Consider the following 13,489-nt stretch of genomic DNA (forward strand, 5'->3'; position numbering starts at 1 on the left):
CACTACGCTGGAGTACGCCAGAGTACGCTCGTCACGAGCATACTTTTGAGCGTACTTTCTTAAGCGTCCATCTTCTCGATGATCTGGTGCACCGTCGTCATGACGGGGAGAACTTGCACTGGGTCGGTATACGATCGTCGGTTCATCTGCTCGGTGTGGCCGAAGTACGCAGCGCGAACCTCTACCGGCAAGTATGACGCCATCATCGTGTTGAGCGTGCGCCGCCAAGCGTGCGACGAGATCTGGGCTGCGAACTCCGGGCCGCCGCTTTGGCTGATGCCGTCGTAATAGTCGCGCACCGCGCCGGTTGCGTTGGAGCGATCCCATGGTTTATCGCTAGTGGGTTGGACATCAGCAGGTTCGGCCTGGCTTTCAGCCGGACCTGTAGAATGGCAAACGAGTAATTAGGAGTGGATATGGCTAACGAAAGTCTGCGGCAAGCTCGTGCCGCTAAGAACTCCAGTGAACACACTCTTGCTACTTTCTATGCGTCCATACAGACTAATGTGTAGGCCGCGCCCCCGAGTTGTCATTGCTACTGCTCTAGCTCTGCCTAACGCCCCCAGGCAGAGCTAGAGCTTGTTAATGCATTCTGAGTCAGTTAAACGGAAGAGCCTGATTACTCGGGGATCTCGCTGAGTTGGGCCTCAATCCGATCCAACCGCTCGGTGAAGTTGCGTAGGTGCTCCACGATGAGTTGGTTTGAACCATCGATCGCCGTCGCCGTTTCGCGTCGTGCGCTGGTGACGGTGCGTACCACCCAGACGGTAAGAACAACGAAGATCGCGAGTGGTAGTGCGGCGGCGAGGATGATAAGAAATACGGTAGCGGTAAGTGTCACGAAGATTCCCTTTTCTGTTCTTGATTAATCAGGTGCATGATGTGGTCTGGAGTTACTTCGAGCTGAAACGGAGCAACCCAGTAGTGCTTCCTCACTCGGCTCTCGCCGAGCTGTTCCAGGCCACTCTCGATGAGTCCAGCAGCTTCCAAGCGGTTGAGGTGCTGGTAGAGCAGTGGCCGAGACATCCCGAGTCGGCGGGCCAGCTCACTGACATGGGTCGACTCCGTCTCTAGGGAGGCGATAATTCGCAACCGAGGCTCACTTCCGAGAGCACTGAGTATCTGAGCGAGCCGTGCTGCGTCCATCACCCCTCCGTATCGTAATCGAACGATGTCAGGTGTAAGTATATGCTTACAGTCAGCGGTGCGCAAGTTCTGCCGGGTCTGGCGGAGACGCTGGCTGCTCACCCGGGGTGGCCGGTCGGACTGCGGGCCGGCCTGCACCGCCGGCGAGTACGGGAGGGGTCGACCTCATGGGGTCGGGTGCCCTGGCCCGCTGTTGTGCCGAACAGCAGTCGGTAGGCGGCCCCGGTTGCGATTTCCGAGACATGCCAGCAGGCGTCTACCAGGGCTGTGCCATCGGCGCCCGCGGCGCAGAATAGCAGCTCTTGGGCTTGCAATGCCTCCCCAGAGTCAGGGTCGTCGGTGATGATGACGGCGAACAAGCTGGTTATCGACGCTTGGGCGTCGAGTGCCGCCACGGCCCGGTCGAGATCACCGACGCGGTCGAAGTCGGCGCGAAGCACCGGTCCGATCAGTGCGACCTCATGCGGGTTGATGGCGCAGCTCGTCTCGTCGCTTAGCGTCGTGCAGAGCGTCACCACGACGACGCAGTTCGTCGGGTAGAAGCCCAAGATGCCGTGGATGTTGGCGATGAGCTGGCCTGGCTGGGTGTACGGGATGGACATTACTGGCGCCTCCTTGCGTGTGAACTGTTGTTGTCCACACGCGCACCTGGGGCGGCAGCAGCCGCCTTGGGCGCGTGAGGTGGGAGGGGATCGTCAGTTGGCGCGGTGCCCGTCGGCACCACCTCGGCGCTCCCGTCACAGGCGTCGGCGGCGCACCGGCAGGGTCTACTGCGGCGCATCAGGCGCTGCCGACGCAGCAGGTTCTGGGGTTGAAGTGCTCAGCCCGAAAAAGCAAAAATTTAAGCCACGAGCATACTTTTGAGCATACTTTCGCGGCTTTTGCGTGTTCTAGGCTGTGTATTAGCAGGTCAAGCGCCCCAGAGAGTGTCTGGTTCGGTGACATCGTTCCGCATGTCTCATGAGATCGTTCCGGTGCTAAGCCCCATCATGTCTCGTCACATCGTTCCGGTGAAGAAAGGCTTGCCCGGCCGGATGGCCAAATTGCCCCACGCGCGCCGAAACAGATGTCTCACGACATCGTTCCGCCAGGCGTTGTATGCGAACCGGGAACGCCAACGGAACGTTCGATGATGAATACGGGACCTGCCTGCTTAACGCAGGACTCCGAGCGCTGCTGCCTCAAGGCTGAATTCGCATAAGCCCGACCTACCGGCCGCCTTCAGACCATCCGGGGCAGCCAGCGCGTCGATCCGTCCAGCCGGAATCCACGGATACAAAGCTCTCGAATCCCCGACAATCACCCCGCCTTGGGGCACACCGAAATAGAAAAATCTCGAGACATAACCGGAACGATGTCTCGAGACAACACAAAGCGCCCCAGAGAGGAATCGAACCTCCGACACCGGCTTTAGGAGAGCCGTGCTCTATCCACTGAGCTACTAGGGCAACGGAAAGCTACGTTACCGCACCGCGTTCACGGCATGAAAGAAACGTCTCGAACTGCCCATACCCCGGCAAAGAAGTTTTAGAGTCGCTCCAGAATCTGATCAAGCGTTTCGTTGGCGGCCTGGATGGATTCCTCGGAGTCATCGGTAATGACGACATGGATGACGTTTCCGTCCTTCACTGCCGTGGCGTTGTAGAGCTTGGATACAGTGCCATCGCTCATCGCGGAAGTCTGCAATGTCGCGCCCCCTTTGTCTGCATCGGCGTCCAAAGGGAGTTGCACCCTAGTGACGTGCTGCGAGTATCCGGGCATGTCTTGCGTGAACTCGTTGCAGTTCTCGGGGTCGTGGACATCCGCGGCGAAAGGGTCGTACGCAATGTCGGCGCGGTACGCCATAATCGTGAACTGATCGATCCCCAAGTCGGCCATCGCGTAGGATTCAGGCGTCTTCTTGTCCGGCTCGACTTTGCCATAAGCTGCCCGCGACAGCTCCTTGCACTCGGGCGGATCTGTCTTCATATTGTCGACGGCATTATCCGCAATCGCATCTCGCTCCATCTGGACGAAGTCTTCTATTTCAGCTGGCGTACGCACAGCCACCGGCTGCTCCTTGTACGTAACCCCCTCCAGCAATTGGGACATATTGAGGTTCGTGGAGGCCTCGGACTTGTGCCCCTTATCATCCCCTTCTTTCTCATCCTCCACTCCGGAGGTTGAAACCGAGCCATTCTCCGCTGGCGCCGACGTGGGAGATTCCGACTGATTGTCCGGGCTGCAGCCAGCAACGGTCATGAGTACGGCGATAGCGGTAGTCGCACCGAGAGCTTTTAGGCTGCGGGAGAAAGGCAGAGTCCTATGCGTCATGGCCCCCAATGGTAGGCGCCCAAAAACCCATTGTCCGAGGAAATCGCCCCTCAAATCGAATTAGGACACAATCTTGTTTTCTAATTAGGCATGCCTTACCATTCAAAGGGTTACCTGAAACTAAGCATAGGCTTACTTATAGTGAAAGGTGGATCGTGAAGTTTCCACGCACACTCGCAGCGCTGCTGTTTTCGTTCATCGCAGTGTTGGGGCTCGCCGGCTGCTCGTCCGATTCCAGCGGCAATGACGCCGCAGGTTCCAATGGGGACGAGAAAAATGGCGAGGCAGTTCTGACCGTCACCGACGCGGCGGGCCGCACCGTCGACTTCGACAAGCAGCCGGAGCGTATTCTGCTCGGCGAAGGTCGCGGCATTTTCGCGACCTCGATCCTGCAGGACAATCCGTTTGAGAAGGTCGTCGCGTACGGCGATGACTTCGAAAAGGCGGCGCCGGCAATGCGCGACAAGATCCTGGAGAAGTTCCCGGAGGCCAAGGACCTGCCGCAGATCGGCTCCCTGCAGAAGGGCGATGTGACCGTGGAGAACCTCCTGGCGCAGAAGCCGGATGTGGTTGTCATGACGCTGGACCAGAAGAAGGTCGCGGAGCAGAACGGATTTTTGGCCGATATGGACGCAGTGGGCCTGAAATACGTGTTCACTGACTTCCGCCAGGACCCGCTGAACAACACCGAGGTGTCCATGAAGCTCTTCGGCGATCTCTTCGGCAAGTCCGACCGCGCGGCAAGCTACAACAAGTTCTGGTCCGAGAAAGTCAGCGATATCACCGAGCGCGTCGACACAACGACGGAGAAGCCCAAGACCGTTGTGTGGATGGCAGCCGGCTTCAAGGACTGCTGCGCCATCGCGGGCGACGCCAACCTGGGCAAGCTCGTCGATGCGGCGGGAGGCCACAATGTCGGCCCGGAGATTCTGGGCACCGATGAAACGGAGATCACCCCGGAGAAGCTCGTCGAGGTCAACCCGGACAAGCTCGTCGTTTCCGGCGGCGAGTGGGCGCCCGACCCGCAGAAGACCGACGCGTTCAGCCATGTCGAGCTGGGCTACCAGGCCGACGAGGCAGCGGCACGCGAGTCCTTTGGCGGCCCGCTCCACGGCCCGGGTATAGAACAACTGACGGCCCCTAAGGGGGGCGATTTCTTCGCCGTCTACCATCAGTTCTACGACAGCCCGTACAACGTGTTCGCTCTCGAGGCATTCGCCAAGTGGCTCCACCCGGAGGAGTTCGGGGACCTGGACCCGGCGAAGGACTTCGAGGACTTCCACGCCGAGTGGATGCCGATCGATTACAGCGGCACTTTCTTCCTCGACGGATACGAAGCCAAATAAGCGATAAGAAAAGAGCTCAATGACCACACGCGTAGCGCCCGACACCGAGCAAGAGAAGGATTCGCCGGACCGTGCGATTGAAAGTTACCGTCGCCGCGGCCGTCGTAAAGCAATCGCAATTGCTCTCCTGACCCTCGGTGCGATCGCGAGCTTCCTCGTCGCGGTTGTCGTTGGGCCCATCGATCTTTCGCTTAGCGATGTCTTCCGCGCCGTCTTTGACCCCGATTCCGTCGACCAGCAGACTGAGACCGTCGTGCGCACTCTCCGCCTCCCGGCGGCGGTGATGGCGGTGCTCGTCGGCGCGTCGTTGGGGCTGTCCGGCGCGCAAATGCAGACGATCCTGGACAACCCGTTGGCGGAGCCGTTCACCCTCGGCATCTCAGCCGCGGCTGCTCTCGGCGCGGCGGTGTCCATCGTGATGGGCTGGACGCTCATTCTGAACGCGCAACTCAACCTCGCGCTCACCGCGGCGCTGTCTGCCCTGTTCGCGGTGCTGATCATCGCGGGCGCGGCGATCTGGCGCGGGGCGAGCGCGGAATCGATGATCCTGCTCGGCATCGCCCTGTCCTTTTTCTTCCAGGCAGTTCTCTCCTTGCTGCAGTACGTGGCCTCCAACGAAGCTCTCCAGCAGATCGTGTTCTGGACGATGGGCTCCATGCAGCGCGCATCCTGGACCGCGAATATCGTGATCGCCGTCGTGCTCGCGCTGGCGATCCCCTTCTGCGTGGTCAACTCGTGGCGGCTCACCGCGCTTCGGCTTGGCGACGACCGTGCGGCGGCGCTCGGCATCAACGTGCAGCGCCTGCGCGTGACCACCCTGATCGTCGCTTCGCTGCTGGCATCCGCGTCTGTGGCATTCACCGGCATCATCGGCTTCATCGGCCTGGTTGGCCCGCACATCGCGCGCATGATCGTCGGCGAGGACCAGAAATTCTTCCTCCCCGGCGCGGCCGCTGCCGGTGCCATGCTCATGAGCCTCGCGTACGCTGTGTCGCTGTCGATCATCCCCGGCGTGGCCATCCCGCTGGGCATTATCACCGCTCTTGTCGGCGTACCGTTCTTCGTGTTCCTGATCTTCACCCGCTCGCGTGGAAGGAGTGCTTAAGCCCCCATGGCCATCAGCGCAACAAATCTCACCGTGCGGTACGGCCGGACGACGATCATCGACGACATGACCTTCGGCCCGCTCGACGACGGCAAGATCACCGGCCTCATCGGCCCGAACGGCGCCGGTAAATCGACGCTCGTGAAAACGCTCGCCGGCATCAACAAGCCGTCCGAGGGTAGCGCGGACATCGTCGTCGACGGCCGCACGTTGAATGCCAAGGAGCGCGTCCAAGCTGTCGGCTATGTGCCGCAGGACATGCTTTCGCGCGCAACACTCACCGCTTTCGAGTCCGTCATGGTCTCCGCGCGCCGCCGCGGCGAAGGCACCAGCAACGCACTGGAGAGCACGGCGGAGGTCATGCACCGGCTGGGCATCACGAAGCTGTCCGACCGCATGATCTCGGACATGTCCGGCGGCCAGCGCCAGCTCGTCGCCGTCGCGCAGATGTTGGTGCGCGCACCGCGCATCATGCTTCTCGACGAGCCCACCTCCGCCCTCGACCTGCGCCACCAGGTGGAACTGCTGCAGATCATCCAGGACGAGGTCCGCGGCGACGACCGCCAGGCGCTCGTGGCGCTCCACGACCTGAACTTGGCCGCCCGCTTCTGCGACGAGCTGCTGGTGATCAAGGCCGGCCACGCCATTGCCAAGGGCACCCCGGCAGAAGTCCTCACCCCGGAGCTTCTCGAGCGCGTCTACGGCATTTCCGCCCGCATCATCAACGACGCCGGCGTGCCGATCGTGTGCCCGGTGCTGCGTCTCCCCCGCCACGAAACGCCGACCGATGCGGGCCCGATGGACCCCATCGCGGTGAATGTGGAAGACGCGGATCCCGACGTGATCGACGCCATCACCTCGGCGCGTGCCTAGACTGTCTGCATGACTGGATACCTGGCCCCCACCAAGAAAGTTCGGGTCGCGGACCTGAAGCAAAAGAAGCTCGACGGGGAGAAGTGGGCGATGCTCACCGCCTACGACTACTCCACCGCCCGCGTCTTCGCACAGGCCGGCATCGAGTGCATGCTCGTCGGTGACTCGGCCGCCAATGTCGTCTACGGCTACGAGACCACCAACCAGGTCTCCGTCGACGAAATGACCTACCTCGCCGCCGCCGTCGTGCGCGGCGCCGGCAACGCGCTCGTTGTGGCCGACCTCCCCTTCGGCAGCTATGAAGCTTCCGACGAGCAAGCCGTGCGCACCGCCACCGAGATGATCCGCCGCAGCGGCGCCCACATGGTCAAGCTCGAGGGCGGCGTCCGCATCGCCCCGCGTATCAAGGCGCTCAAGGACGCCGGGCTCGCAGTGTGCGCCCACGTCGGATTCACCCCGCAGTCCGTGGACAACCTAAGCGGCTTCAAAGTGCAGGGCCGCGATGACAGTGCTGACCAGCTGTGGGCCGACACCAGCGCCGTCGTCAAAGCGGGCGCGGACATGGTCGTTTTCGAGATGGTCCCGGCTGAGCTGGCCAAGGAGATCACCGCCAATTGCCCCATCCCCACCATTGGCATCGGCGCTGGCCCGGACACGGATGCGCAAGTGCTGGTTTGGCACGACTTGGCCGATTTCCCGGCAGGCGGCCACCGCGCGCGTTTCGTGCGCCAGTTCGGTGCGGTCGGAGAGGCGCTCGGCGCAGCCGCCGCCGATTACAAGCGTGCTGTCCACGAGGGAGACTTCCCCGCGGACGAACACACCTTCTAAGGCTTAGACCTGTATTTCGGCGTTGTCGATAAGGCGGGTCTGCCCCACCTTCGCGGCGACGAGCATGCGCGCGGGGCCGGTGTAGCCCTCCGGAATTTCCTCGAGATCCGGCATGGTCACGGCGAGGTAGTCGAGGTCAATGTCTTCGACAGACTCGAGAACCGCTAGGGCTTCGTCATAGCTGCCCGCCGCCAGTGCGCGGGACAACGTCAGCGCAGTGTGGTGCTCTTCCTCGCTCAGGTAGCGGTTGCGCGACGATAAGGCCAGGCCGCTGTCCTCGCGGATGATCGGGCAGCCGTGCACGAGCACCGGCAAGTGCAGATCCTCAACCATCTGACGGATGAGAGCCAGCTGCTGGTAGTCCTTCTCACCGAAGAACGCGTCGGTGGCGCCAGTGAGGCAGAACAGCTTGGCTACCACTGTGAGCACGCCCGCGAAGTGGGTCGGGCGGGTTGTTCCTTCCAGCACCGATCCGAGCGGCCCCGGGTAAATCGTGGTGCGGGGACCGTGGGGGTACATCGTCGATACGCTCGGCGCGAAGACTGCGTCAACGCCCTCGGCCTCGAGCTTCGCGATGTCCTCCTCAAGCGTGCGCGGGTAGGCCTCCAAATCCTCCCCCGGCGCGAACTGCAGGGGGTTGACGAAGATGCTCACCACCACCGGGTTGCCCAGCTTCTGAGCTTCCCGGACGAGCGAGATATGGCCACTGTGCAGGGCACCCATGGTGGGGACGAGGGAGACCCCAGTGGCGCTGATAAGCGCTTGTTTGAGCTCCTGCGGGGTCCTAGTCAGAATCGTCATGCGGCTCAGCGTATCGGTTGAGTGCGTCGAGGTGGCCTTCGAGGGCCTTTTCCCCTGCCTTGGTGAGTGTCACCCAGACAGTGTCTTTCGCACGAGATGACCCGTATTCGCGGAACCTGGAGACGTAGCCGTGCTCCTCTAAGACACTGAGCTGCTTGGACAAAGTCGCGTCCGACAGATCAGTGATATCCCGCAGCCGCGAGAACTTCATTTCGCGGCGCGTCGTGCCCTCCGTCGCACCTCCAGCGCGCAGTGCCGCGCAGATCTTCAGCCGGTTGAGGGGATGAATAACTGGGTCGATCAATGGTATTTCCTCCACGTCAGGCCGTAACCCGCAATCATCGCTGCGGCGGCAATGATTCCCACGACGATGCCGACCGTCGTGTTCCCGTCCGGGTAGTGGTCGGCATAGACCTGCATTCCGATATACGCGATCGTGTAGAGCACTAAGAACGACAGGAACCGCTTCCAGCTCCACGAATTCTCTTCTTGTTGCACGTCCTGCTTCATCGCGGTGCGGACAGTCCGCTTGCTGCCAAAATCAAGCACGATCATGAGAACTAGCGAAACGAGAAGGACAAGCAGTCCCCACACGTATCCGGCCACCATGATGCCGACACCGAGACCGAAGGTCAGCCCCACGGCAGTCACCATGCCCCACGGCACCGGCATCTGCGCGGCGCGCGCCTCAATATCGCGGACGGCCGCGAGCGATTCATTCACCTCTGTCGCATTCATTGCATCCCCTTTGTTTTCCACATAAGAAAGCATGACACTTTCCAGATTAGAAAACAAGTGGAAAATTGAGGCTTCGACGTTTGCGCTGGCTACTTGTTATTCATGTTGCTAATGTTTTGATTGTGACTACTAACGATTTCTCCCGCCGCCGCTTCCTGAGCCGAGCATCCGCCCTCGCCCTGCTCGGCGCCGCCGGAGTCTCCCGCCTCCCGTCCGCCGACGCCCAGGGCCGCCGCCCTGTAGGAACGGTGGTGGACTACGCCGCTGGTGTTCCGTCGGGACGCTCTGTACGTGCAGCCGGCCATTTGGGCGCGGTGCGCTACGTGTCCCAGCGCCGCCCCGGCGCCGACTGGATGCTGGGCAAGCCGGTCTCATTGAAGGAGACCCGCGACTCCGCCGCCAACGGACTGTGGACCGCCTCGGTCTACCAGTTCGGTCGTGCAGAGACCGCTGACTGGCTCGGCGGCGCGGGCGCTGCAGCCACCCACGCTCCGCAGGCCATCAACCTGCACCGTGCGGCGGGCGGCCCGAACAACAAGCCCATCTACGTCGCCATTGATGACAATCCCTCCCGCGCTCAGTACGAGAACCAGATCCGCCCGTACCTGCGTGCGTTCCAGGCAGCACTTGCCACGGCGGGCCTGCGCACCGGTGTCTACGGCAACTACAACACCATTGAGTGGTGCATCAAAGATGGCATCGGCACCTACTACTGGCAGCACGACTGGGGCTCCGGCGGAAAGCTCCACCCGCGGGCGACCATTCACCAGAAAGCCAAGTGGCAAACGCATATCGACGGCCACCTCTGCGACATCAACAACGTCTACGCCGCCGACTGGGGCCAATGGCAACCGGTCGCAGCGAACAACAACCGCGCACCAGCTCCGGCTCCTGCGAAGCCTGCCCCCGCACCTCAGCCAGCACAGGGCATCCCGGGCATCCCGGAAAACTCATCCCTGCCAGACTTCTCCTCCGATCCGACTCCGCAGGGCATATCCTCGGAGGCGCAGCGTTTCGCGCAGAACGTCAAACCGCAGGATATTGAGAACGCGGTGAACTTCGCCAAGCAGTTCATCAAGTAGGCCGCGGCGGGCGACGCCGCAGGACCGCCAAGATATAGATGACATCGGCACCTTCTTCCAGCGTCAAAACCCCAGGTCGTTTTCGCGTGACGTGGCAAGGATGCAATCTAAATCTGGCCCGGATCCGGCAACGCGGAGAGGCTGCCCCACGACGGGGCAGCCTCTCTTCTTTTCGCTAGTGAACGCGTGCCGGCGAACGCTCTAGTGGTCGACCGGGGCCTCCACACCAACACCGGTCAGCGAGCGGACTTCCATCTCAGCCTGGAGTTCATCCAGGTTGTCCGGCTTGCCCACGAAGGTGCCGATGATGCCGGCCAGGAAGGCCGCCGGGATGGAGACAATGCCCGGGCTGGTCAGCGGGAACCATGCCCAGTCTGCGTTAGCGAACATTGCGGTCTCTGCCCCGGATACTGCCGGGGAGAAGAAGATGAGCACCAGCGCGACGACCAGACCGGTGTACATGGAGGCAACAGCACCGGTGGTGTTGAAGCGCTTCCAGTACAGGGAGAACAGAATGGTCGGCAGGTTCGCCGAAGCGGCGATCGCGAATGCTAGGGAGACCAGGAAGGCCACGTTCTGCTTCATGGCCAGGATGCCCAGGACGATGGCGACGATACCGATGACGACCACGGTGATGCGGGAGACGCGGACCTGCTCTTCTTCGGAGGCTTGGCCGTCGCGAAGCACGGCGTCGTAAATGTCGTGCGCGACAGACGCAGATGCCGTAATGGCCAGGCCGGCGACGACCGCGAGCACTGTCGCGAACGCGACGGCGGAGACGACCGCCATGAAGATGGAGCCACCGAGCTCGAAGGCCAGCAGCGGCGCCGCGGAGTTCGCCTTACCGGGCGCAGCGTTGATGTTGTCCGGGCCGACGAGGGCGCCCGCTGCGTAGCCGAGCACCAGGGTCATCAGGTAGAACGAGCCAATGAGGACGATGGCCCAGGTCACGGACTTACGTGCTTCGGTAGCCGTCGGGACGGTGTAGAAGCGCATGAGCACGTGCGGCAAACCAGCGGTACCCAGCACCAGGGAAAGACCCAGCGAGATGAAGTCGAGCTGGCTGGTCACGGTACCGCCGTACTTCAGACCAGGTGCGAGAATCTCTGATGCTTCGTAGCCCTGCTCCTTGATGTACTCGGAACCGGCGTGCATGTCGATGGCGCGGTCGAACAGCGCGTTCATGCCGCCCTTGACGGCAACGAAGCAGAGAATCGTCATGATGGCCACGGCACCGACCAGAAGGACGGCCTTGATCATCTGCACGTAGGTGGTGCCCTTCATACCGCCGATGAGAACGTAGGCGATCATGATGACGCCGACGATGGCGACGCAGATGGCCTGCGCACTGAAGCTGTGCAGGTTCAGCAGCACCGAGACCAGCGAGCCGGCGCCAGCCATCTGGGCGATGAGGTAGAACAGCGACACGAACAGGGTGCCGAAGGCAGCTGCCACACGAACCGGCTTCTGACGCAGGCGGAAGGACAGCACGTCAGCCATGGTGAAGCGGCCGACGTTGCGCAGCGGCTCGGCAACCAGCAGCAGGGCGACCAGCCATGCGACGAAGAAGCCGATGGAGTACAAGAAGCCGTCGTAACCGCTCAAAGCAATCGCGCCGACAATGCCGAGGAAGGACGCGGCAGAGAGGTAGTCGCCGGCGATGGCCAGACCGTTTTGAGTACCGGAGAACTGTGCGCCGCCAGTGTAGAAGTCGGATGCCTCGGAAGTGGTCTTGCCGGCCTTTGTCACGATCCCCATGGTGATCACGATGAACAGACCGAAGACGACAATGTTGAGGATCGGGTTGCCCGCGCCCTCTGGAGCAGCGTCCTGGGCGAGGTGAAAAACGTCGGGGTTCATGGGTTAGCCCTCCATCTCTTCACGGATCGCCGCTGCCTGCGGCTCGATGTTCTTGTTCGCGTAGACGACGTATGCCCAGGTGATGGCAAACGTGGTCACGAACTGTGCAATACCCAGCCACAGGCCCACGTTCAGGCCAAGGAAGGGCTGCGCCATGACGTCCGGCCAGAACGTCGCGAACACGACGTAGAAGATGTACCAGACAAAGAAGGCGATAGAGACCGGGAAGGTGAACGTGCGGTAGGTGCCCCGGAGCTTCTGGAACTGCTCGCTTTGCTGCATGTTCACGAAGTCCTGCGGGGTGGGCTCCCTGCGCTGCGACACCGCTGTCGAACCATTGGCCATGGCCGTGTCCTTTCATCAGTTGAGGTGATTACAACCTGCAACGAATGTAACTTAAAGCACACAAAACCGTGGGCGAATTGAACGATCTAACCGTCCATGCATCCCCGGTTACCCCCGCAAAACATGTTTACGTGCGAAAACTATTACCGGGTTTTCACCCCCAACCAGTCAATCCAGTTGCAGCGACTACTTTCAGCCAGGGAAAACACGCGGATCGTTGGACTGGCGCGCCCCGACGACACCATCTAAAGAACGCACATCGTCACTGTCGAGCTCGAGGTGCACCGCCCCGAGGTTTTCCTCCAAGCGCTGCGGATCCGAGGTTTTTGGAATCACCGACACGCCGTGCGCCATGAGGTGCGCGAGTGCGACCTGCGCAGCTGTTGCGCCGCTTTCCGCATGCTTATCGACGACTCGCCGCACCACTTCCCCACCAAGCACCTCTCCCCTACCCAACGGTGCCCATGCCTCCGTAATAATGCCGTGGCGATCGTGGAAGGCACGCAGATCAGGCTGGGTGAATCCGGTGTGCATCTCCACCTGGTTGACGGCGGGGGCGACACCGGTGGCGTCGATCAGCTCGGCCAGCACTTCTTCGTAGAAGTTCGCCACCCCGACCGAACGGATCGTGCCAGCTTCACGGGCGCTGAGCAGCTGTTCGTACGCGGTAATGAACGTGCCGTTCTGCGGCCACGGCCAGTGCACCAAGAATAGGTCGAAGTAGTCGAGACCGCTCCGCGTCAGCGACTCCTCCAGAGACTCACCGGCTCGGTGCTGGTCATCGTTCCATACCTTGGAGGTGACAAAGAGCTCCTCGCGGGTGACATCACCGGCCGCAATGGCTTCACGGAGCGTTTGGCCGAGGATCTCCTCGTTGCCGTACATCGATGCTGTGTCGAAGTGGCGGTACCCCAGCTCGATGGCGCGGCGGATGATGGGGACCGCGTCCGGCCCGGTCAGTTTATAGGTGCCGAGGCCGATGAGGGGGAGAGATGAACCGTCGTTAAGCGTGGCAAAGGGGGCTACGGAATGTTCCATAGCCCCCTATTGTG

General features: G+C 61.7%; 16 protein-coding genes and 1 tRNA gene. 5 read left to right on the plus strand and 12 right to left on the minus strand.

Annotated features, from left to right (window positions below; genetic code table 11):
* Positions 1-59: 59 nt before the first annotated feature.
* The 6 genes from KBX17_RS05755 to KBX17_RS05780 all read right to left on the minus strand — a co-directional run bounded on the left by KBX17_RS05755 (position 60) and on the right by KBX17_RS05780 (position 3,459).
* A complete protein-coding gene (locus KBX17_RS05755; protein WP_256018884.1) occupies positions 60-299 on the minus strand; it encodes a hypothetical protein in 240 nt (79 codons plus the stop codon).
* Positions 300-619: 320 nt separating this feature from the next.
* On the minus strand, positions 620-841 hold the full coding sequence (locus tag KBX17_RS05760; RefSeq protein ID WP_256018885.1) for a hypothetical protein: 222 nt from the start codon (positions 839-841) through the stop codon (positions 620-622).
* Complete coding sequence (locus KBX17_RS05765; RefSeq protein WP_095276998.1) at positions 838-1,146, minus strand: winged helix-turn-helix domain-containing protein; 309 nt, start codon at positions 1,144-1,146, stop codon at positions 838-840. Before KBX17_RS05765 ends, KBX17_RS05760 begins: the two co-directional genes overlap by 4 nt.
* 98 nt (positions 1,147-1,244) lie before the next feature.
* On the minus strand, positions 1,245-1,748 hold the full coding sequence (locus KBX17_RS05770; RefSeq protein ID WP_256018887.1) for a DUF4192 family protein: 504 nt from the start codon (positions 1,746-1,748) through the stop codon (positions 1,245-1,247).
* 773 nt (positions 1,749-2,521) lie between these two features.
* Positions 2,522-2,594: transfer RNA gene (locus tag KBX17_RS05775), tRNA-Arg, on the minus strand.
* 79 nt (positions 2,595-2,673) lie between these two features.
* Positions 2,674-3,459: a hypothetical protein gene (locus KBX17_RS05780; RefSeq protein WP_256018888.1), complete on the minus strand. Its 786-nt coding sequence runs from the start codon at positions 3,457-3,459 to the stop codon at positions 2,674-2,676.
* A gap of 155 nt (positions 3,460-3,614) precedes the next feature.
* On the opposite strand from KBX17_RS05780, the gene KBX17_RS05785 reads away from it, so the two are divergent.
* From KBX17_RS05785 to panB, 4 genes are read left to right on the plus strand one after another with little or no spacing between them, the layout of a single operon-like run.
* Positions 3,615-4,805 carry an ABC transporter substrate-binding protein gene (locus KBX17_RS05785; protein ID WP_256018890.1) on the plus strand — a complete coding sequence of 397 codons (1,191 nt, stop codon included), beginning with the start codon at positions 3,615-3,617 and terminating at the stop codon, positions 4,803-4,805.
* 19 nt (positions 4,806-4,824) lie between these two features.
* Positions 4,825-5,910: an iron ABC transporter permease gene (locus tag KBX17_RS05790; protein WP_256018891.1), complete on the plus strand. Its 1,086-nt coding sequence runs from the start codon at positions 4,825-4,827 to the stop codon at positions 5,908-5,910.
* A gap of 6 nt (positions 5,911-5,916) precedes the next feature.
* A complete protein-coding gene (locus tag KBX17_RS05795; protein ID WP_256018893.1) occupies positions 5,917-6,783 on the plus strand; it encodes an ABC transporter ATP-binding protein in 867 nt (288 codons plus the stop codon).
* Between the two features lie 9 nt (positions 6,784-6,792).
* Positions 6,793-7,611 (plus strand): 3-methyl-2-oxobutanoate hydroxymethyltransferase, encoded by an 819-nt coding sequence (gene panB, locus KBX17_RS05800; RefSeq protein ID WP_256018894.1) that lies wholly within the window; start codon positions 6,793-6,795, stop codon positions 7,609-7,611.
* 3 nt (positions 7,612-7,614) lie between these two features.
* On the opposite strand, the gene panC is transcribed toward panB, so the two are convergent.
* Genes panC through KBX17_RS05815 form a run of 3 tightly spaced genes read right to left on the minus strand, consistent with a single transcriptional unit; the run spans position 7,615 to position 9,150 of the window.
* Positions 7,615-8,412, minus strand: coding sequence for a pantoate--beta-alanine ligase (panC, locus tag KBX17_RS05805; RefSeq protein WP_256018895.1), 798 nt, complete (start codon positions 8,410-8,412; stop codon positions 7,615-7,617).
* Positions 8,396-8,716, minus strand: coding sequence for a transcriptional regulator (locus KBX17_RS05810; protein ID WP_305086204.1), 321 nt, complete (start codon positions 8,714-8,716; stop codon positions 8,396-8,398). The genes panC and KBX17_RS05810 overlap by 17 nt, the downstream gene beginning before the upstream one ends.
* Entirely contained in the window at positions 8,713-9,150 is a 438-nt protein-coding gene (locus KBX17_RS05815) for a hypothetical protein (protein WP_256018896.1), read from the minus strand. Before KBX17_RS05815 ends, KBX17_RS05810 begins: the two co-directional genes overlap by 4 nt.
* 116 nt (positions 9,151-9,266) lie before the next feature.
* On the opposite strand from KBX17_RS05815, the gene KBX17_RS05820 reads away from it, so the two are divergent.
* On the plus strand, positions 9,267-10,232 hold the full coding sequence (locus KBX17_RS05820; RefSeq protein ID WP_256018897.1) for a DUF1906 domain-containing protein: 966 nt from the start codon (positions 9,267-9,269) through the stop codon (positions 10,230-10,232).
* 201 nt (positions 10,233-10,433) lie between these two features.
* On the opposite strand, the gene KBX17_RS05825 is transcribed toward KBX17_RS05820, so the two are convergent.
* The 3 genes from KBX17_RS05825 to KBX17_RS05835 all read right to left on the minus strand — a co-directional run bounded on the left by KBX17_RS05825 (position 10,434) and on the right by KBX17_RS05835 (position 13,475).
* On the minus strand, positions 10,434-12,092 hold the full coding sequence (locus KBX17_RS05825; protein ID WP_256018898.1) for a cation acetate symporter: 1,659 nt from the start codon (positions 12,090-12,092) through the stop codon (positions 10,434-10,436).
* A gap of 3 nt (positions 12,093-12,095) precedes the next feature.
* On the minus strand, positions 12,096-12,437 hold the full coding sequence (locus KBX17_RS05830; RefSeq protein ID WP_005291437.1) for a DUF485 domain-containing protein: 342 nt from the start codon (positions 12,435-12,437) through the stop codon (positions 12,096-12,098).
* A 192-nt stretch (positions 12,438-12,629) separates the two neighbouring features.
* Positions 12,630-13,475 (minus strand): aldo/keto reductase, encoded by an 846-nt coding sequence (locus tag KBX17_RS05835; protein ID WP_256018899.1) that lies wholly within the window; start codon positions 13,473-13,475, stop codon positions 12,630-12,632.
* Between the last annotated feature and the right edge of the window lie 14 nt (positions 13,476-13,489).

It is taken from the genome of Corynebacterium sp. CCUG 65737, from assembly GCF_024454115.1.
Taxonomy (GTDB): Bacteria; Actinomycetota; Actinomycetes; order Mycobacteriales; family Mycobacteriaceae; genus Corynebacterium; species Corynebacterium genitalium.

Excerpts from the sequence above, each read along its gene's own strand:
- KBX17_RS05765 (WP_095276998.1), bottom strand. The coding sequence starts at position 1,146 with ATGGACGCAGCACGGCTCGCTCAGATACTCAGTGCTCTCGGAAGTGAG.
- KBX17_RS05770 (WP_256018887.1), bottom strand. The coding sequence starts at position 1,748 with ATGTCCATCCCGTACACCCAGCCAGGCCAGCTCATCGCCAACATCCAC.
- KBX17_RS05780 (WP_256018888.1), bottom strand. The coding sequence starts at position 3,459 with ATGACGCATAGGACTCTGCCTTTCTCCCGCAGCCTAAAAGCTCTCGGT.
- KBX17_RS05790 (WP_256018891.1), top strand. The coding sequence starts at position 4,825 with ATGACCACACGCGTAGCGCCCGACACCGAGCAAGAGAAGGATTCGCCG.
- KBX17_RS05795 (WP_256018893.1), top strand. The coding sequence starts at position 5,917 with ATGGCCATCAGCGCAACAAATCTCACCGTGCGGTACGGCCGGACGACG.
- panB (WP_256018894.1), top strand. The coding sequence starts at position 6,793 with ATGACTGGATACCTGGCCCCCACCAAGAAAGTTCGGGTCGCGGACCTG.
- panC (WP_256018895.1), bottom strand. The coding sequence starts at position 8,412 with ATGACGATTCTGACTAGGACCCCGCAGGAGCTCAAACAAGCGCTTATC.
- KBX17_RS05815 (WP_256018896.1), bottom strand. The coding sequence starts at position 9,150 with ATGAATGCGACAGAGGTGAATGAATCGCTCGCGGCCGTCCGCGATATT.
- KBX17_RS05825 (WP_256018898.1), bottom strand. The coding sequence starts at position 12,092 with ATGAACCCCGACGTTTTTCACCTCGCCCAGGACGCTGCTCCAGAGGGC.
- KBX17_RS05830 (WP_005291437.1), bottom strand. The coding sequence starts at position 12,437 with ATGGCCAATGGTTCGACAGCGGTGTCGCAGCGCAGGGAGCCCACCCCG.
- KBX17_RS05835 (WP_256018899.1), bottom strand. The coding sequence starts at position 13,475 with ATGGAACATTCCGTAGCCCCCTTTGCCACGCTTAACGACGGTTCATCT.